Source organism: Rhodanobacter sp. OR87 (assembly GCF_000473345.1).
Taxonomy (GTDB): domain Bacteria; phylum Pseudomonadota; class Gammaproteobacteria; order Xanthomonadales; family Rhodanobacteraceae; genus Rhodanobacter; species Rhodanobacter denitrificans.
The window spans coordinates 1-16759 of sequence record NZ_AXBJ01000032.1 but is presented as its reverse complement, the minus strand read 5'-3'; the positions used below and the strand labels follow the sequence as shown (position 1 = coordinate 16759).

16 protein-coding genes and 1 pseudogene are annotated in these 16759 nt (G+C 67.7%); 6 read left to right on the top strand and 11 right to left on the bottom strand.

Annotated features, from left to right (window positions below; genetic code table 11):
• Nucleotides 1-60: 60 nt before the first annotated feature.
• From RHOOR87_RS0117390 to RHOOR87_RS20920, 4 genes are all read right to left on the bottom strand, one after another.
• On the bottom strand, nucleotides 61-1431 hold the full coding sequence (locus RHOOR87_RS0117390; RefSeq protein ID WP_027485753.1) for a pyridoxal-phosphate dependent enzyme: 1371 nt from the start codon (nucleotides 1429-1431) through the stop codon (nucleotides 61-63).
• Between the two features lie 156 nt (nucleotides 1432-1587).
• On the bottom strand, nucleotides 1588-1815 hold the full coding sequence (locus RHOOR87_RS0117385) for a YdcH family protein (protein ID WP_007510956.1): 228 nt from the start codon (nucleotides 1813-1815) through the stop codon (nucleotides 1588-1590).
• Between the two features lie 354 nt (nucleotides 1816-2169).
• Nucleotides 2170-2811 carry a hypothetical protein gene (locus tag RHOOR87_RS0117380; protein ID WP_027485752.1) on the bottom strand — a complete coding sequence of 214 codons (642 nt, stop codon included), beginning with the start codon at nucleotides 2809-2811 and terminating at the stop codon, nucleotides 2170-2172.
• Nucleotides 2808-3368, bottom strand: a complete 561-nt coding sequence (locus tag RHOOR87_RS20920) for a DUF4398 domain-containing protein (protein WP_027485751.1) — start codon at nucleotides 3366-3368, stop codon at nucleotides 2808-2810. The genes RHOOR87_RS0117380 and RHOOR87_RS20920 overlap by 4 nt, the downstream gene beginning before the upstream one ends.
• An 87-nt stretch (nucleotides 3369-3455) precedes the next feature.
• On the opposite strand from RHOOR87_RS20920, the gene RHOOR87_RS0117370 reads away from it, so the two are divergent.
• Entirely contained in the window at nucleotides 3456-4568 is a 1113-nt protein-coding gene (locus tag RHOOR87_RS0117370; RefSeq protein ID WP_015446779.1) for a PilT/PilU family type 4a pilus ATPase, read from the top strand.
• 67 nt (nucleotides 4569-4635) lie between these two features.
• Here RHOOR87_RS0117370 and maiA read toward each other — a convergent pair whose 3' ends face one another.
• Nucleotides 4636-5304, bottom strand: a complete 669-nt coding sequence (gene maiA, locus RHOOR87_RS0117365; RefSeq protein ID WP_007512514.1) for a maleylacetoacetate isomerase — start codon at nucleotides 5302-5304, stop codon at nucleotides 4636-4638.
• Nucleotides 5305-5475: 171 nt separating this feature from the next.
• Here maiA and RHOOR87_RS0117360 point away from each other — a divergent pair, with 171 nt between their 5' ends.
• A complete protein-coding gene (locus RHOOR87_RS0117360) occupies nucleotides 5476-6660 on the top strand; it encodes a phosphoglycerate kinase (protein WP_027485750.1) in 1185 nt (394 codons plus the stop codon).
• Nucleotides 6660-7298: an HAD hydrolase-like protein gene (locus tag RHOOR87_RS0117355; protein WP_027485749.1), complete on the top strand. Its 639-nt coding sequence runs from the start codon at nucleotides 6660-6662 to the stop codon at nucleotides 7296-7298. Before RHOOR87_RS0117360 ends, RHOOR87_RS0117355 begins: the two co-directional genes overlap by 1 nt.
• 121 nt (nucleotides 7299-7419) lie before the next feature.
• Here the strand turns inward: RHOOR87_RS0117355 and tkt are convergent, their stop codons facing one another.
• The gene (gene tkt, locus RHOOR87_RS0117350) at nucleotides 7420-9429 is read right to left on the bottom strand and encodes a transketolase (RefSeq protein WP_027485748.1); all 2010 of its coding nucleotides are present in this window, start codon (nucleotides 9427-9429) and stop codon (nucleotides 7420-7422) included.
• A 223-nt stretch (nucleotides 9430-9652) separates the two neighbouring features.
• On the opposite strand from tkt, the gene RHOOR87_RS0117345 reads away from it, so the two are divergent.
• Together RHOOR87_RS0117345 and RHOOR87_RS0117340 are read left to right on the top strand one after the other, a co-directional pair.
• On the top strand, nucleotides 9653-10285 hold the full coding sequence (locus tag RHOOR87_RS0117345) for an outer membrane beta-barrel protein (RefSeq protein ID WP_027485747.1): 633 nt from the start codon (nucleotides 9653-9655) through the stop codon (nucleotides 10283-10285).
• 174 nt (nucleotides 10286-10459) lie between these two features.
• Nucleotides 10460-11059, top strand: a complete 600-nt coding sequence (locus RHOOR87_RS0117340; RefSeq protein WP_007512523.1) for a porin family protein — start codon at nucleotides 10460-10462, stop codon at nucleotides 11057-11059.
• 173 nt (nucleotides 11060-11232) lie between these two features.
• On the opposite strand, the gene RHOOR87_RS0117335 is transcribed toward RHOOR87_RS0117340, so the two are convergent.
• From RHOOR87_RS0117335 to RHOOR87_RS0117320, 4 genes are all read right to left on the bottom strand, one after another.
• Nucleotides 11233-12237, bottom strand: coding sequence for a class I fructose-bisphosphate aldolase (locus tag RHOOR87_RS0117335; RefSeq protein WP_007512526.1), 1005 nt, complete (start codon nucleotides 12235-12237; stop codon nucleotides 11233-11235).
• 143 nt (nucleotides 12238-12380) lie between these two features.
• On the bottom strand, nucleotides 12381-12821 hold the full coding sequence (locus RHOOR87_RS0117330) for an energy transducer TonB (protein ID WP_007512528.1): 441 nt from the start codon (nucleotides 12819-12821) through the stop codon (nucleotides 12381-12383).
• Nucleotides 12822-12916: 95 nt separating this feature from the next.
• Nucleotides 12917-14389, bottom strand: a complete 1473-nt coding sequence (pyk, locus tag RHOOR87_RS0117325) for a pyruvate kinase (protein ID WP_007512531.1) — start codon at nucleotides 14387-14389, stop codon at nucleotides 12917-12919.
• A gap of 75 nt (nucleotides 14390-14464) precedes the next feature.
• The gene (locus tag RHOOR87_RS0117320; protein ID WP_007512533.1) at nucleotides 14465-15286 is read right to left on the bottom strand and encodes a S1/P1 nuclease; all 822 of its coding nucleotides are present in this window, start codon (nucleotides 15284-15286) and stop codon (nucleotides 14465-14467) included.
• Between the two features lie 164 nt (nucleotides 15287-15450).
• On the opposite strand from RHOOR87_RS0117320, the gene gap reads away from it, so the two are divergent.
• Nucleotides 15451-16452, top strand: a complete 1002-nt coding sequence (gene gap, locus RHOOR87_RS0117315; protein WP_007512536.1) for a type I glyceraldehyde-3-phosphate dehydrogenase — start codon at nucleotides 15451-15453, stop codon at nucleotides 16450-16452.
• 52 nt (nucleotides 16453-16504) lie between these two features.
• Here the strand turns inward: gap and RHOOR87_RS20860 are convergent.
• A pseudogene (locus tag RHOOR87_RS20860) lies at nucleotides 16505-16759 on the bottom strand (DDE transposase); the annotation flags it as partial.

The following is a 16759-nucleotide window of genomic DNA, read 5'->3' as shown; positions in this document are numbered from 1 at the left end:
GGGCGAGCCGCATTGCGGCAGGCTTTCACGCACCGAGCCGGCACGGCCGGACCGGGCTGCTTAGTCCACCTTGCGGCGCAAATAGTTCAACAGGTCGATGCGGGTGATCAGGCCGAGGAAGTCCTCGCCGTCGACCACGATCGCCACGTGGCCGCGCTCGAACACCGGAAGCAGCGACTCGATCGGCGAGCGCACGTCGAGCTTCTGCAGGCTGGTGATCATCGCGGTCGACACCGGGTCGCGGAAACGCGCGCCGTCGGCGTGCACGTGGATCAGCACGTCGGACTCGTCGACGATGCCGACCAGCTTGCGCCCATCCATCACCGGCAGCTGCGACACGTCGTACAGCTTCATGCGGTTGTAGGCGGTGATCAGCAGCTCGTTCGGGCCGACCACCACGGTGTCGCGCTGGGCGAACGGGCGCAGCAGCAGGTCGCGCAGGTCGCCGTGCTGCTCGCGTTCGATGAAGCCGTTGTCGAGCATCCAGTAGTCGTTGTAGAGCTTGGACAGGTACTTGTTGCCGGTGTCGCAGACCAGGGTCACCACGCGCTTCGGGTTGGTCTGCTCGCGGCAGTAGCGCAGCGCCGCGGCGACCAGGGTGCCGGTGGACGAGCCGCCCAGGATGCCTTCCTTCGCCAGCAGTTCGCGCGCGGTGAGGAAGCTTTCCTTGTCGGGAATCGCATAGGCCTTCTTGACCCGGGTGAAGTCGCTGATCGAGGGCAGGAAATCCTCGCCGATGCCCTCGACCATCCAGCTGGCGGACTTGGTCGAGAGCGTGCCCTCGTTGATGTACTGCGCCAGGATCGAACCGACCGGGTCGGCCAGGATGAGTTCGGTCTGCGGCGAGTGCCCGGCGAAGAATTTCGACAGGCCGCTCAGCGTGCCGGAGGAGCCGCAGCCGACCACGATCGCGTCGACCCGGCCGTCCATCTGTTCGAGGATTTCCGGCCCGGTGGTGGCGATGTGTGCGGCCGGATTGTCGGGATTGCCGAACTGGTTGATGAAGTAGGCGCCGGGTGTTTCGCGCGCGATCCGCTCGGCCATGTCCTGGTAGTACTCGGGGTGGCCCTTGGCCACGTCGGAGCGGGTCAGCACCACCTCGGCGCCCATCGCCTTGAGGTTGAAGATCTTCTCCCGGCTCATCTTGTCCGGCACCACCAGGATCAGGCGGTAGCCTTTCTGCTGCGCGACCAGCGCCAGCCCCAGGCCGGTGTTGCCGGCGGTGCCTTCGACCAGGATGTCGCCCGGGCGGATGCGGCCGTCCTTCTCGGCGCCCTCGATCATCGACAGGCCGATGCGGTCCTTGATCGAGCCGCCGGGGTTGGTGCTCTCCAGCTTGAGGAACAGTTCGCACGGCCCGGTGTCCAGGCGCTGCGCGCGCACCATCGGGGTACGTCCGATCAGTTCGAGGACACTCTGGTGGACCGTCATGGGGACTCCGTCGCTGGGGCGGCCGCGGGCGATGCCGCGGCTGCAGGATCGCCATGATAACCGCTCGACCCGGGCGTACGCCGCAAACGCGGCGGCCCCGGCACCTCGCCCGCTGCGCGGGAAAGGCCGGGGCCGCGTTCGCGTGAAGCAGCAGACTCAGTGGATGAGGTGCGCCCGACTTGCCCACATGCGCTCAAGCCGCGCCTTGGCCAGCAGTTTCTCCTTCTTCATGCTGGCGAGGGTGACGTCGTCGATGGGCAGCACGCCGATGTCGGCGTCGTGCACCTTGCTGTCGAGCTCCCGATGATGCTGATAGAGCCGCCGGAATTCGGCGTCGGCCTTCATCAATGCCTCGACATCGTCACGCTGCTGGTTTTCAAACATGATCCGACCTCCTCGCGAGTTGACGTGCGGATGCGACAGGACGCATCCGCAGACGGTGAACGCACGCACACACCCCATCGCCCGCGCCGGATGACCGGGACGCGGGGGAAGCATGGAAACAGGGGATGAGCGCATGGTTCGGGTCAGTAGCCCACACGGCCTGGATGCCTTGTGGGACTCTGACCCTACTCCGCCGCCACGGGGGTCGCAAGAGCCTTCGCAGGCGCCTCGCGAAACCCGGAAGTCCACGTGAAAAAGCTGTCAAAACAGCCTTTTACATTTGACCGACGACAGCCTCGGCGAAGCGCCCCGCCGCGCTGGCGGGACGCCCGGCACACCCTGCCGGCAGGCCGCTCAACGATGCTGTTTCGAGGCGTCCGGGGCCGCGTCGGCAGGCTTGTCGGCGTCCTGCATCTGCGAACGCATTGCCTTGGCGGCCTGGGCCGCCAGCTCAGCCTGGCGCTTGGCGGCCCGGGCCACCTTGCTCTGCGCCGCCGCCAGCTTTTTGGCCCGCTCGGCTTCGGCACGCGCCTGCTCGGCCGCTTGCGAGTATTCCAGCCCCTGCGCCTGCAACCGGGCAGCCTCTTCCTGCGCCAGCTGGTACTGCAGGCGCTGGCGTTCCAGCTCGCGCCGCGCCAGTTCCGCATCGCGCCGACTGTTGTCGAGCAGGATCTGGTCGTGTTCGCGGTCGAGCTGGGTCAGCTTGATCTGGGCATCCTGCAGCTGCGCGGCGGTCTTGGCCAGATCGACCCGGCGTTCGGCCAGGTACAGCACGTGCGGTCGCTCGCGCGAGCTGGCCTGGGCCAGCCGGTTGATCGCGTCGCGCGCACGCGCCTGTTCGGCTTGCGCGTAGCCGCCCATGCCCGGATCGTTGGCGAGCTGGTTGAGGCTGCCGGTCAGGCGGTTGATGTCGATGTCGTCCTGGCGGGCATGTGCCGGGCCGAGCATGGCCAGTGCCAGCGCAACCGCGGCCAGGGTAGCGGTGGAACGCTTCATGGCTGGCCTCCCTGGGTGTTCGCGGCCGGTTGCTGGACGGTGTCGGGCACGGTCTGGAAACCGTTGGCCGGCGGCGGGGCGGACAGCACCGACGACGCCGGCGCCGGCATCTCCCCGGCCGGCGCTGCGCTGGACGGCGGTGCCGGCGGCGGCGCCTGGGCGGCGGCCGCCGCCTGCTCGCCCTGCTGGCGCAGGCGGGTGTTCTCCTGCACCTTGCTCTGGATCTGCGCCCGCGCCGCACCCAGCCGGGCCTTGGCCTGGGCCAGTTCGGCGTCGGCCCGCGACTCCTCGGCCAGGTTCGCCGCGTCGGCGTACTTGCGCTCGGCCATCGCCGCCTGCGCCAGCTGGAACTTGTCCTGCGCAAAGCCCAGGTCCACCGGCGCATAGTCCGCCGCTCCCGCATCGCGGGCCATCTGCAGCTGGTTTTGCGCCTGATTCATCGAGTCATTCGGCGGCGGCGCCGAGGCGCAGCCGGTCAGCGCCAGGATCAGGACCAGGGCGGCCAGCGCCGTGCGGGTACGGCGCGTCGAGCCGGCCGGCGGGGAAAAGATGTACATCACATTCCTCATGGTGTGTCGCAGCGTATTGTGGGCGGGCATAATCCATCATTGCAACGCGCATTTCGCCAAACCCAGGGGTCATTCGTGGATATCGGCTACTTCCTCAAGCTTATGGTAGACAAGGGCGCGTCGGACATGTTCCTGTCCACCGGCGCCCCGGTGAATATCAAGGTCGAGGGCAAGCTGTATCCACTGGGCAACACCGGCCTGCCCAGCGGCATGGTCAAGAAGATCGCCTATTCGCTGATGGACGAGGGCCAGGTACCGCAGTTCGAACGCGACCTGGAACTGAACATGGCGCTGGCGGTGAAGGAAGCCGGCCGTTTCCGCATCAACGTGTTCAAGCAGCGCGGCGAAGTGGGCATGGTGATCCGCGCGATCAAGAGCGAGATCCCCAGCATCGACCAGCTGCAGTTGCCCGGCATCTTCCGCGACCTGATCATGGAGCCGCGCGGCCTGATCCTGGTGGTCGGCGCCACCGGTTCGGGCAAGTCGACCACGCTGGCGGCGATGCTCGACCAGCGCAACACCAATTCGCCCGGGCACATCCTCACCATCGAGGACCCGATCGAATACCTGCACCGGCACAAGAAGTCGATCGTCAACCAGCGCGAGGTGGGGCTGGACACGCACAGCTACCACGAAGCGCTGAAGAACGCGATGCGCGAGGCGCCGGACGTGATCATGATCGGCGAGATCCGCGACACCGACACGATGGAGGCGGCGATCGCGTTCTCCGAGACCGGCCACCTGTGCCTGGCCACGCTGCACTCCAACAACGCCGACCAGACGCTGGAGCGCATCCTCAACTTCTTCCCCGAGTCGGCGCACAAGAACGTGCTGATGAACCTGGCGCTGAATCTGCGCGCGGTGATCAGCCAGCGCCTGGTACTCGGCAAGGACGGCCGCCGCATCCCGGCCGCCGAGGTGTTGCTGAACACCCCGCTGATCCGCGACATGATCCGCCGCGGCCAGATCCACGAGATCAAGGAAGCGATGGACCGCAGCCTGCAGGAAGGCATGCAGACCTTCGACCAGTCGCTGTACAAGCTGTACAAGGAAGGCCGCGTGGAGCTGGAGGAAGCGCTCAACAAGTCCGATTCGCGCGACGGCCTGGCGCTGAAGATCCGCCTGGCCGAAGGCGGGTCCAGCGACGAGGCGCTGGCTGGCAACGACCCGTACGGCATGGGGTTCTGAGAGCCAGGGCATGAGTGAGGAGGAGTGAGAGACGGCACAAGCCGCCTCACCCTGCGCTCGCTCGTTTCTAGCTCTGCGGCGCGTCCGGCTGCGCCTCCGGCGCCGCGCGGCGGAACGCCTCCAGCTCGTTGCACGACTGGTAGATGCGCGCGATGGTCGGGTAGTCGTCCAGCGGCAGCTTCCAGCGCAGCGCGTTGTAGACCTGCGGGATCAGGCAGGCATCGGCCATGCCCGGCGTCTCGCCGTGGCAATAGCGGCCAGTGGCCACGCTGTCGCCCAGCAGCAACTCGATCGCCTGGAAGCCCGCGCCGATCCAGTGCCGCGACCACGCCGCGCGCTGCTCTTCGCTGGCACCGAATTCGGTTTCCAGCTGCTGCAGCACACGCAGGTTGCCGAGCGGGTGGATGTCGCAACACACTGCCATCGCCAGCGCACGCACCTGCGCGCGGCCACGCGCGTCGACCGGCAGCAGGGCCGTTTCCAGCTCCGGGTGCATTTCGTCGAGGTATTCCATGATCGCCAGCGACTGGGTGATCACGCGGTCCCCGTCGAGCAGGCAGGGCACCATTTCCTGCGGGTTGAGCGTGCGGTAGTCCGCCGCGTGCTGCTCGCCGCCGTCGCGCACCAGGTGCACCGGGCGTGTCTCGTAGTCGAGGCCCTTCAGGTTCAGCGCGATGCGCACCCGATACGCGGCACTGGAACGCCAGTAGCCATACAGCACCAAACCGTTAGCCATGAACCATCTCCCCCGACGGACAAGCGCAGTTTGCCACAGTGTGAACCGGGCACATGGCGCGCCGCAACGCACCGGCCGACCGCTGCGTTTGCATCGGTCCCCGGCGGGCCGGACAATAGGCGGTTACCGCCCATGAGGGGCTGTCCCCTTGTCCATTACCGGAGTGCCGCCGTGTCCGTCATCCGCATGAGTGACCTCGATGTGCGCGATCAGCGCGTGCTGATCCGCGAAGACCTGAACGTGCCGATCGACGACCACGGCCGGATCACCTCCACCCAGCGCCTCGACGCCGCGCTGCCCACGATCCGGGCCGCCCGCGACGCCGGCGCGCAGGTGATGGTGATGTCGCACCTGGGCCGGCCGAAGGAAGGCCAGTTCGACGCCGAATCCTCGCTGGCGCCGGTGGCGCTGTGGCTGAGCAGCAAGCTCGACCAGCCGGTACGGCTGGTGGCCGACTACCTGGTCAACGGCGTCGAGGTGGCGGCCGGCGAGGTGGTGCTGCTGGAGAATTGCCGCATGAACGTCGGCGAGGGCAAGGACGACGAAGCGCTGGCGAAGAAATATGCCGCGCTGTGCGACATCTTCGTGATGGATGCGTTCGGCACCGCGCACCGCGCGCAGGCCTCCACCCACAGCGTGATCAAGTTCGCCCCGGTGGCCGCCGCCGGCCCGCTGCTGTGCGCCGAACTCGACGCGCTGGGCAAGGCGCTGGAACACCCGGCACACCCGCTGCTGGCGATCGTGGCCGGCTCCAAGGTATCGACCAAGCTGACCCTGCTGGAAAACCTGATCGGCAAGGTGGACCAGCTGATCGTCGGCGGCGGTATCGCCAACACCTTCATCGCCGCGATGGGCCATTCGGTCGGCAACTCGTTGTACGAGCCGGACCTGATCGACGCCGCGAAGAAGGTGCTGGCCGACGCGAAGCGCCGCGGCGCCGAGGTCCCGATGCCGGTCGACGTGGTGGTGGCGCCGACCTTCTCGGCGCAGGCCCCGGCCACGGTGAAGCCGGTCGACCAGGTCGGCGCGGACGAGATGATCCTCGATATCGGCCCGCAGACCGCCCAAACCTATGCCGCGCTGATCGCCAGCGCCGGCACCGTGGTGTGGAACGGCCCGGTCGGGGTGTTCGAGTTCGACGCGTTCGGCAAGGGCACCGAGACGCTGGCGCGGGCGGTCGCCGCGTCGAAGGCGTTCTCGATCGCCGGCGGCGGCGACACGCTGGCCGCGGTCGACAAGTACGGCATCGCCGACCAGGTCTCCTACATCTCCACCGGCGGCGGCGCGTTCCTGGAATTCCTGGAAGGCAAGGAGCTACCCGCGGTGGCCGCGTTGAAGGCGCGAGCGGCGAAGTAATGCTCTGCCTGTTCGACCTCGACGGTACCCTGATCGATTCCGAGCACGGCATCACCGCCTGCGTGAAACATGCGCTGGCGCGGCTGGACGTGCCGACACCGGCCGCCGAGGAGCTGCGCCGCTGGATCGGCCCGCCGCTGCGGCACAGCTTCGCGCCGCTGCTGGACCACGACGCCGAACGCATCGAGGCGGCAGTGGCGTACTACCACGAGCGCTTCGATACGCTGGGCTGGCGCGAGCACGCCGTCTATCCGGGCATCGAGGCGCTGATCGGGCAGCTGCGCAGCGCCGGCCACCAGCTCGCCGTGGTCACCGGCAAGCCGCAACATCACGCCGCACCGATCGTCGAACAGCTGCCGTTCGGCGCGGCGTTCGAGCGCCTGTACGGCCCCCATCCCGGCAGCGCACACAGCGAGAAGGCCACGATGATCGCCGCGGCACTGGCCGACTTCGGCGCCGACCCGGCCGGCGCGGTGATGATCGGCGACCGCCACTTCGACATCGACGGCGCCGTGGCCAACCGGGTGAACGGCATCGGCGTGCTGTGGGGCTTCGGCAGCCGCGCGGAACTGCAGCGCGCCGGCGCCCACGCGCTCGCAGCGAAGCCGGACGAACTGGCCGCGCTGCTGCTCGGCTGACCACACCCGCCTCCTTGTCTCTGTAGGAGCCCGCTCGCGGGCGATGCTTTTGCTCTTGTGAATCCCGCATCCCGGCAAAAAAGCATCGCCCGCGAGCGGGCTCCTACAAGGGCGGGTGAACTCAGCGAGTAACGCGCTTCACCGCATCGACCACATGGGCGACGCTGAAGCCAAAGTGCTCGAACAGCTGCGGCGCGGGCGCGGAGGCGCCGAACGTGGTCATGCCGACCACCTCGCCATCCAGGCCCACGTACTTGCGCCAGAAGTCGGCGGTCGCCGCTTCCACCGCCACGCGGGCGCGGCACCAGAGCGGCAGCACGCCTTCGCGGTATTCCAGCGGCTGCGCGTCGAACACCTCGGTACACGGCATCGACACCACGCGCACGGCCACGCCCTGCTGCGCCAGCGCGCGCGACGCTTCCATCGCCAGTTCCACTTCCGAGCCGGTGGCGATCAGGATCGCCTGGAACTTCGTGTCCAGCGGATCGGACAGCACGTAGCCGCCGCGCGCGATGTCGGCCACCTGCCGTGCGCCGCGCTGCTGGTGCCTGAGGTTCTGCCGCGAGAACACCAGGCACGACGGCGCGCCCTTGCGCTCGATCGCCGCCTTCCACGATGCCGCCGATTCCACCGCGTCGCACGGACGCCACAACTGGTTGTTCGGGATGTAGCGCAGGGACGCCATGTGCTCGACCGGCTGGTGGGTCGGGCCGTCCTCGCCCAGGCCGATCGAGTCGTGCGTGTAGACGTGGATCGCGTGGGCCGGAATCAGCGCGCTCATGCGCACCGCGTTGCGCGCGTAGTCGGAGAACACCAGGAAGGTCGCGTCGTACGGGATGAAGCCGCCATGCAGCGCCACGCCGTTGGCGATCGCGGTCATGCCGAATTCGCGCACGCCGTAGTAGACGTAGTTGCCCTTGCCGTCGGCGCTGTCGCCGGTGGCCGCGTCGAGGCTGCCCTTCCACTTGGTCAGGTTGGAGCCGGCCAGGTCGGCCGAACCGCCGAGCAGCTCCGGCAGCAGCGGCGCAAACGCCTCGATGCTCATCTGCGAGGCCTTGCGCGAGGCCACTTCGGGACCGTCGGCCTGCAGCTTGTCGATGAACGCCTGCGACTTCGCGGCCCAGTCGGCCGGCAGCTCGCCGCGCATGCGGCGGTTGAATTCGGCGGCCAGCTGCGGATGCGCGGCGGCGTACTTCGCGAAGGCGTCGTTCCACACCTGTTCGGCGGCGGCGCCCCTGGTCTTGTGGTCCCAGCCGGCGTAGATCTCGGCCGGGATCTCGAACGGTGCGTACTTCCAGCCCAGCTGCTCGCGCGCGGCGGCGATCTCGTCCTTGCCCAGCGCGGCGCCGTGGCTTTCCTCCTTGCCCTGCTTGTTCGGTGCGCCGAAGCCGATGATGGTTTTCGCGCAGATCAGGGTGGGCTTGTCGCGCTGCGCGGCGGCCTTCGCGATCGCCTGCCTGATCGCCTCGGCATCGTGTCCGTCGACGCCGCGGATCACGTTCCAGCCGTAGGCCTCGAAGCGCGCCGGGGTGTCGTCGGTGAACCAGCCGTGCACCTCGCCGTCGATCGAGATGCCGTTGTCGTCGTAGATCGCCACCAGCTTGCCGAGCTGCCAGGTGCCGGCCAGCGAGGCGACTTCGTGCGAGATGCCTTCCATCAGGCAGCCGTCGCCGAGGAACACATAGGTGTGATGATCGACCACGTCATGACCGGGGCGGTTGAAATGCGCCGCCAGCACCTTCTCGGCCAGCGCGAAGCCAACCGCGTTGGCCAGGCCCTGGCCGAGCGGGCCGGTGGTGGTTTCCACGCCTGGCGTTTCGCTGGCCTCCGGATGGCCGGCGGTCTTTGAATGCAGCTGGCGGAAGCGCTTCAACTGCTCCATCGGCAGGTCGAAGCCGGTCAGGTGCAACAGCGCGTACTGCAGCATCGAGCCGTGGCCGTTGGAGAGCACGAAGCGGTCGCGGTTGAACCACTTCGGGTTGGCCGGATTGAACTTCAGGAAGTCGTTCCACAGCACTTCGGCGAGGTCGGCCATGCCCATCGGCATGCCCGGATGACCGGACCTGGCCGCCTCCACGGCGTCCATGGCAAGGGCGCGCACGGCATTGGCGAGTTCGCGGCGGGTGGTCATCGGGCGGTCTCCGGAAGATGCAAAAGCGCCATTGTCGCCGATCCGGCCGTCGGCTGTCGCCCGCGACCACGGGATTAATCACCGCTTAACCTCAGACCATACGGTTCGGCCGGCTTCAGCCTCGCCCCACTATCACTACGCCCCGCGGCGCCATCCCCAAGCGCTGCCCGACCGCGCGCCCTGTTCCGTGGCGCCGGCCCGGCCCAAAAAAGAGGAGTACCCCATGAAAAAGACTCTGTTTGCCCTTGCTCTCGCCTCCGCCACGCTGGGCGCCCTGCCTGCCTTTGCGCAGGACAGCGAAGCCACCACGGCCGCCGGCGGCAATTTCCAGCCGTCGCAGCCGATCGGCAGCGGCAACTGGTTCATCAACGGCAGTGTCGGCCAGGCGCACATGCGCGTGGGCCCGTACGACGACCATCCGACCACCTACGCGCTCAACGGCGGCTACCGCTGGAAGGTGGGCCAGGACCTGGGCCTGGGCGTGGAGGTCGGCTACAACGACCTCGGCAATTTCAGGCTGAAGAATGCCTTCAACAGCAACGACGTCAACCTGACCTCGCAGCGCCAGGCACTGCGCGGCTGGACCGCCGGCGTCAACGGCAAGATCGACGTATGGCGCGGCCTGTACCTCAGCGGCCGCACCGGCGTGTACGGCTGGAAGGGCCACGGCTACGCCAACCAGGACGTCAACCGGCACCATCTGGACAAGGTCGACTGGTACGCCGGCGTGGGTGCCGGTTACGACTTCAGCGAGCACTTCGGCCTCGGTCTGTCGTACGACTACTACCGTGCGAACAAGGACCACATCAAGTTGAGTTCTGACACCGCCTCGCTGACCGCGGAATACCGTTTCTGAGCCCCTGTCGGCAGCGAATTAACCCAAGCTTAATACTGAACTAATCGGTATTGAATCTTCCGGGCCACGACCCATCTAAGCAATCGGATGCCGCCGCTCGAACGGACGGCGCACCGCCAGCAGCGGCCACTCCCCCTCAGGGCCGACTGCCATGACAACAACTGGAGAAGCTCCATGAAAATGAACAAGACCCTGCTTGCCCTCGCCTTTGCCTCCGCCGGCCTGCTGGCCATTCCCGCTGCGTTCGCGCAGAGCGCGCCGACCCACAATGACGGTTGGTTCATCAATGGCAACGTCGGCCAAGCCTCGCTCAACCATGGCCCGTACGACGACAGCACCACCGGCTACGGCATCAATGGTGGCTACCGCTGGGCGCTGAACCCGTCGCTCGCGCTGGGCGCCGAGGTGGGCTACAACGACCTGGGCAACATCCATCCGAAGAACGTCTTCAACAGCCAGCCGGTCGTCGACCGCGGCAAGTCGCAGCTGCACGGCTGGACCGCCGGCGTGAACGGCCATTTCAACGTCAGCCCGAACTGGTACGTCAGCGCGCGCACCGGTCTCTACGGCTGGAAGGGCCACGGCCTCAGCAATGACGTCAACCCGGTCCGCAAGGGCCTGGACAACACCAGCTGGTACGCCGGTGCCGGCGTGGGCTACGACTTCAGCAACAACGTCAGCGTGGGCCTGAACTACGACTACTACGACGCGAAGAAGGATCGCGTGAACCTGAGCACCGACATGGTCTCGGTCAGCGCGGAATACCGCTTCTGAGCTTCACCGTTTCATGCATGACAAAAAGGGCGCCGTGAGGCGCCCTTTCTGCTGTAGGAGCCCGCTCGCGGGCGATGCTTTATCTTGAGACATCAGAGCACAAGCATCGCCCGCGAGCGGGCTCCTACGACGCGGATCACCAGGCGACCGCCAGCAACGGCACCGTCGGGCGATCAGCCGTTCCACTGCCCCAGCGCGGCCAGGCCGTTGTCGCGCGCGCGGGCGTGCACGGTCTTCTGCGCCTCGGCGTAGTTCGCCTTCATGTCTTTGGCCCACAGCTTCAGCGCCGCCTGCTGCATGGCACGGCCGTAGGAGAACGACAGCGGCCACGGGTGCGGGCCGATCTGGTTCATCGCGTTGAGGTGGGCGGTGGACTGTTCGTCGGTCTGCCCACCGGAGAGGAACACGATGCCCGGCAGCGAGGCCGGCACGGTGGACTTGAGCACGCGCACGGTGGCCTCGGCCACTTCCTCGACGTCGGCCTGCTCGTCGCAGTCCTTGCCCGGGATGACCATGCTGACCTTCAGGATGGTGCCTTCCAGCATCACGTTCTGCTCGTACAGCGCATTGAACAGGCTGCGCAGCACGGCTTCGTGCACCTCGTAGCTGACCTCGATGCTGTGGTCGCCGTCCATGATCACCTCGGGTTCCACCATCGGCACCAGGCCGGCTTCCTGGCACAGCGCGGCGTAACGGGCCAACACGTGGCAGTTCGCCTCGATCGCGGTGGAGCTGGGGTTCTCCTCGGAGATGTTGATCACCGCGCGCCACTTGCAGAACTGGGCGCCCAGCTTCACGTACTCCTGCAGGCGCTCGCGCAACCCGTCGAGGCCTTCGGTGACCACGTCGCCGGGGAAGCCGGCCAGCGGCTGCGGGCCCTTGTCGACCTTGATGCCGGGGATGATGCCGAGCTTCTTCATCAGCTCGGTGAACGGCACGCCGTCGCGGGTCTTCTGGCGAATCGTCTCGTCGTACAGGATCGCACCGGAGATGTGCTCGTTCAGGCCCGGCGTGGTCAGCAGCAGCTCGCGGTAGGCGCGGCGGTTCTCCTCGGTGTTCTCGATGCCGACCGCCTCGAAGCGCTTCTTGATGGTGTTGGTCGACTCGTCGATGGCGATGATGCCCTTGCCGGGCGCGACCATCGCCAGGGCGATGCTTTCGAGATCTTCAATACTCATGACGACTCCGTGGTGCGGGGGCGTGCCCGCCCGCACATGGTTGAAGCCGCCTCGGGGCCGAAGCGGCGCGGTTCAAAACGGCGATTATAGGCCAGATCGGCGGCCGCCAGCGCCAGAGCGCGGCGGGGCCGGACTGTATCGGCTCAGGGGGTGTAGCCGGGCAGCTTGCACTGGTCCATCAAGTGCTGGCGCTGGGCCGGATCCTTCGGCGCATTGAACGGCACGATGTAGTAGGTGGCGACCGGCTCGCCGATGCGGTTGCTCAGCGACGGGCCGTAGCGGAAATTGGAGACCGCGCTGTGCGCCGCCGGGCCGAGGTCGCTCTTGGGCACCAGCTTGGCCACCTGCACGTTCATCGGCACACCGTCGGAGCCGATCGTGTAGGTCACTGCCGCGCAGCCGGGCTGGTCCAGGTTGAGGCCGCTGTTGGGCACGTCCATCTTCACCTGCGTATTGAGCAGGATCCAGTAGCGGTACAGGTCCGGCTGGTCGATCCGGCGCGTCTGCGCCAGCACCGGCGCGACGAAGCCCAGCGCCAACGCCAGCAGCAGACCCTGACGAAGCAGACGGGACACGGATTTCATGACGTTCTCCTGGCCGGGGTGACGACATGAAGTGTAGCGGCATTGCCGCCCGGCACCAGTCGGGACCCGGCGGCCGGACAGCCGCGCGTCAGGCGTCACAGCTCGCGCTGGCTCTCGACCGTGCCATCGGGGCCGACCGAGAGCAGCTTCAGCGTGTTGGTGCCGCCGACGTGGCCGACGCGGTCGCCGTAGGTGATCACCACGCTATCGCCCTCGACCAGCTTGCCCTGCTCGAACAAGAGCCGCACCGCGGCGCGGGTGGAGGCGGCCATGCTCTGCTTCTCGCCGTGGCTGAACGCCACCGGCTGCACGTCGCGCAGCACCAGCATGCGCCGGCGCGCGGCGGCGGATGGCGACATGCCGTAGATCGGCACCGCGCTGCGGTAGCGCGACAGCCACTGGGCGGTGGCGCCGGATTCGGTCAGCGCCACGATCGCCCGCACGTCGAGCTGGCCGGCCAGCACCATCGCGGCCAGCGCGATCGCCTGGTCGGTGCGCTTCATCTGCTGGCTGACGCTGGCCAGATCCTCCTTCGGCTCGAACTGGCGTTCGGCGCCGAGGCAGATCCGCGTCAGCGCCGCCACCGCCTTGTCCGGGTGCGCGCCGGCCGCGCTCTCCTCCGACAGCATCACCGCGTCGGTGCCGTCGATCACCGCGTTGGCCACGTCGAGCACTTCGGCGCGGGTCGGGATCGGCGAGCGCACCATCGACTGCAGCATCTGCGTGGCGGTGATCACCGCGCGGTTGCGCTGCACCGTCTCGCGGATGATCTTCTTCTGCAGGCCGGGCAGCTCGGCGTCGCCGATCTCCACGCCGAGGTCGCCGCGCGCCACCATCACTACGTCGGAGGCGTCGATGATCTCGCCCAGCACCGGGATCGCGTCCGCGCGCTCGATCTTCGCCACCAGCGCCGCGCTGCCGCCGGCCTCGTGCAGCAGGCGGCGCGCCTGGTGCATATCCTCGGCCGAACGCACGAACGACACCGCGAGGAAATCCGCGCCGATCTCGGCGGCCAGCTTGATGTCGGCCTTGTCCTTGTCCGACAGCGCAGTCACCGACAGCCCGCCGCCCTGCCGGTTGAGCCCCTTGCGGTTGGACAGCTTGCCGCCGATCAGCACCGTGCAGCGCACCTCGGCGCCGGCCACTTCGTGCACGCTCAGCGCGATCAGCCCGTCGTCCAGCAACAGCACGTCGCCGGCGTGCACATCGTGCGGCAGGCCGTAGTAGCTCACGCCGACGCGGCTCGCGTCGCCGGGCGGCGCGTCGGGGCGGCAATCGAGCACGAACGAGGCGCCTTCGGCGAGTTCCACCGGCCCGTTGGCGAAGGTCTCGATGCGGATCTTCGGCCCCTGCAGGTCGGCCAGGATGCCGACTTCGCGCCCGACGGCGAGCGACGCCGCACGCACCGCGCTGGCGCGGGCGCGGTGGTCGTCCGGCTGGCCATGCGAGAGGTTCAGGCGGGCCACGTTGACGCCTTCGGCGATGATCTTCTCGAGCATGCCCGGCGCATCGGTGGCGGGGCCGAGGGTGGCGACGATCTTGGTGCGGCGCAGGGGATTGGCGTTCATGTGTCGAGGCTAGCAGATGCCGTGCGGCGCGCCATCACCTTGCATTCGTATGCAATGCGCCGCGCCGACACCCGCTCACCGCGGCGCCAACGCCAGGTTGAGCACGGCAGCGAGCCGGCGCCCGGCGATGCGCAGCCGGTTTTCGGCCACCGGCAGCTCGGCGTCGACATAGGTCCGGCCGATCTTGTGGCCGTCCGGATAGAAGCCGGCCACGGCGGTGGCCCGGCAGGATTCCTCCGCCCACTGCGCGTAAGGGTCGCCCAGCGGCGCGATCGGCGCCGGCAGCGGCGCCGGACCCTCGGCGTCCAGTTTCGCCGCGTAGGCCTGCCAGTCCAGCCCGCGCGTCCCCAGCATGCCCGAGTCCCAGACCCGGTGCAGGTTGCTGCCCTTGCCCTCGAACTGCACCTGGTACCGGTTGCCGCCGAGGTCGTCACGGTAGCCGGCATGCAGCGGCTGGTGCACATCGCCCGCGAAGTGCACCACGAATTTCAGGGCCTCCAGGCGCGCGGCGTCGCCTTGCGCCTTGTCGCCGAGGATCGCCACGTAGCGCGCCAGCCCCGCGACGATGCATGCGCCGTCGCGGCAGTCGCGCGGCGGCAGGTAGTCGCAACCCGGGCCGCCACGGAAATTGACGTAGTGCAGCTTGCGCGTCTGCTGCCACAACGTGGCCTGCGCGGGGTCGTCCTGGATCTGGTCGGGCCAGTTGGCGACATCGGCCAGTCGCGTGACGTGGTCCGCCGCCAGCAGGCGTTCCACCTCGGCCCTGGCGGCGGGGCCGAGGTGCCGCTGCGCCAGCTCGGCGACCACGCGGTGACCGAGCGGCCCCCAGGCGCGGGCTGCCGGTGCGACCGCGAACAGGATGGCCGCAAAGGCCAGCGAACAACGACGCAGAGACATGGCGACCACCGGCGCAAAAGGCCGCAGTCTGCCACAGCGACAATCCGGCGCGGGCGATCCGGGCGCTTTCATTGTAAGATTTCGCGGCTGAAACAGCGGCGCCGCGACCCGCGGCTGCCCATCCTCATCGCCACATCCCATCGCCCTCAGGAGGACGTTCCCTCATGACCATCAAGGTCGGCATCAACGGCTTTGGCCGCATCGGTCGCAACGTGCTGCGCGCAGCCGTGCAGAACTTCAGCAACGACATCGAGATCGTCGCGATCAACGACCTGCTGGAGCCGGACTACCTCGCCTACATGCTGAAGCACGACTCCGTGCACGGCCGCTTCGAGGGCGACGTCAAGGTCGACGGCGGCCACCTGGTGGTCAACGGCAAGCGCATCCGCCTGACCCAGGAACGCGACCCGGCCAACCTGAAGTGGAACGAGGTGAACGCCGACGTGGTGATCGAGTCCACCGGCCTGTTCCTGACCAAGGAAGCGGCGCAGAAGCACCTCGACGCCGGCGCGAAGAAGGTGATCCTGTCGGCGCCGTCCAAGGACGCCACGCCGATGTTCGTCTACGGCGTGAACCACCAGAAGTACGCCGGCGAGGCGATCGTCTCCAACGCCAGCTGCACCACCAACTGCCTGGCGCCGGTGGCCAAGGTGCTGAACGACAAGTGGGGCATCAAGCGCGGCCTGATGACCACCGTGCACGCCGCCACCGCCACGCAGAAGACCGTGGACGGCCCGAGCAACAAGGACTGGCGCGGCGGCCGCGGCATCCTGGAGAACATCATTCCCTCCTCCACCGGCGCGGCCAAGGCCGTCGGCGTGGTGATCCCCGAGCTCAACAAGAAGCTCACCGGCATGAGCTTCCGCGTGCCGACCTCGGACGTGTCGGTGGTCGACCTCACCGTGGAACTGGAGCAGCCGGCGACCTACGAGGAGATCAAGGCCGAGATGAAGGCGCAGAGCGAAGGCGCGCTCAAGGGCATCCTGGGCTACACCGAGGACAAGGTGGTGGCCACCGACTTCCGCGGCGACGCGCGCACCTCGATCTTCGATGCCGACGCAGGCATCGCACTGGACGACAGCTTCGTCAAGCTGGTCAGCTGGTACGACAACGAGTGGGGCTACTCGAACAAGTGCCTGGAGATGGTGCGGGTGGTGGCGAAGTAAGCCTGACCCCGCGCGACACGAAAAAGCCGGGCACCACCCTAATGCCAGTCAGTTAAGACAGACTGGCATTTTTCGTGGGGTATTTGTGGGGTCGGCGTTTGACTTCACGGGGACAAGATCGTTGTCGTCGTGCGGGCAACAGATAGATGTGGGCTTGCTGTCGGAGGCGGGCGAGTCGTTTGGGAAAGGCGCCGGGTGTTTCCAGCGGGGCGTATCGCAACTCGGCCACGATGGCGCGCGTGAACCCCTGGAAGCTGAGCCGGGTCGGTGGCACGCCCAGCTCACCAGCGGTTTGGTGCATTTCCCA

Bases quoted from the DNA above. Each gene is read 5' to 3' on its own strand.
- RHOOR87_RS0117390 (WP_027485753.1), bottom strand. From the start codon at position 1,431: ATGACGGTCCACCAGAGTGTCCTCGAACTGATCGGACGTACCCCGATG.
- RHOOR87_RS0117385 (WP_007510956.1), bottom strand. From the start codon at position 1,815: ATGTTTGAAAACCAGCAGCGTGACGATGTCGAGGCATTGATGAAGGCC.
- RHOOR87_RS0117380 (WP_027485752.1), bottom strand. From the start codon at position 2,811: ATGAAGCGTTCCACCGCTACCCTGGCCGCGGTTGCGCTGGCACTGGCC.
- RHOOR87_RS20920 (WP_027485751.1), bottom strand. From the start codon at position 3,368: ATGTACATCTTTTCCCCGCCGGCCGGCTCGACGCGCCGTACCCGCACG.
- maiA (WP_007512514.1), bottom strand. From the start codon at position 5,304: ATGGCTAACGGTTTGGTGCTGTATGGCTACTGGCGTTCCAGTGCCGCG.
- RHOOR87_RS0117355 (WP_027485749.1), top strand. From the start codon at position 6,660: ATGCTCTGCCTGTTCGACCTCGACGGTACCCTGATCGATTCCGAGCAC.
- tkt (WP_027485748.1), bottom strand. From the start codon at position 9,429: ATGACCACCCGCCGCGAACTCGCCAATGCCGTGCGCGCCCTTGCCATG.
- RHOOR87_RS0117345 (WP_027485747.1), top strand. From the start codon at position 9,653: ATGAAAAAGACTCTGTTTGCCCTTGCTCTCGCCTCCGCCACGCTGGGC.
- RHOOR87_RS0117340 (WP_007512523.1), top strand. From the start codon at position 10,460: ATGAAAATGAACAAGACCCTGCTTGCCCTCGCCTTTGCCTCCGCCGGC.
- RHOOR87_RS0117335 (WP_007512526.1), bottom strand. From the start codon at position 12,237: ATGAGTATTGAAGATCTCGAAAGCATCGCCCTGGCGATGGTCGCGCCC.
- RHOOR87_RS0117330 (WP_007512528.1), bottom strand. From the start codon at position 12,821: ATGAAATCCGTGTCCCGTCTGCTTCGTCAGGGTCTGCTGCTGGCGTTG.
- pyk (WP_007512531.1), bottom strand. From the start codon at position 14,389: ATGAACGCCAATCCCCTGCGCCGCACCAAGATCGTCGCCACCCTCGGC.
- RHOOR87_RS0117320 (WP_007512533.1), bottom strand. From the start codon at position 15,286: ATGTCTCTGCGTCGTTGTTCGCTGGCCTTTGCGGCCATCCTGTTCGCG.
- gap (WP_007512536.1), top strand. From the start codon at position 15,451: ATGACCATCAAGGTCGGCATCAACGGCTTTGGCCGCATCGGTCGCAAC.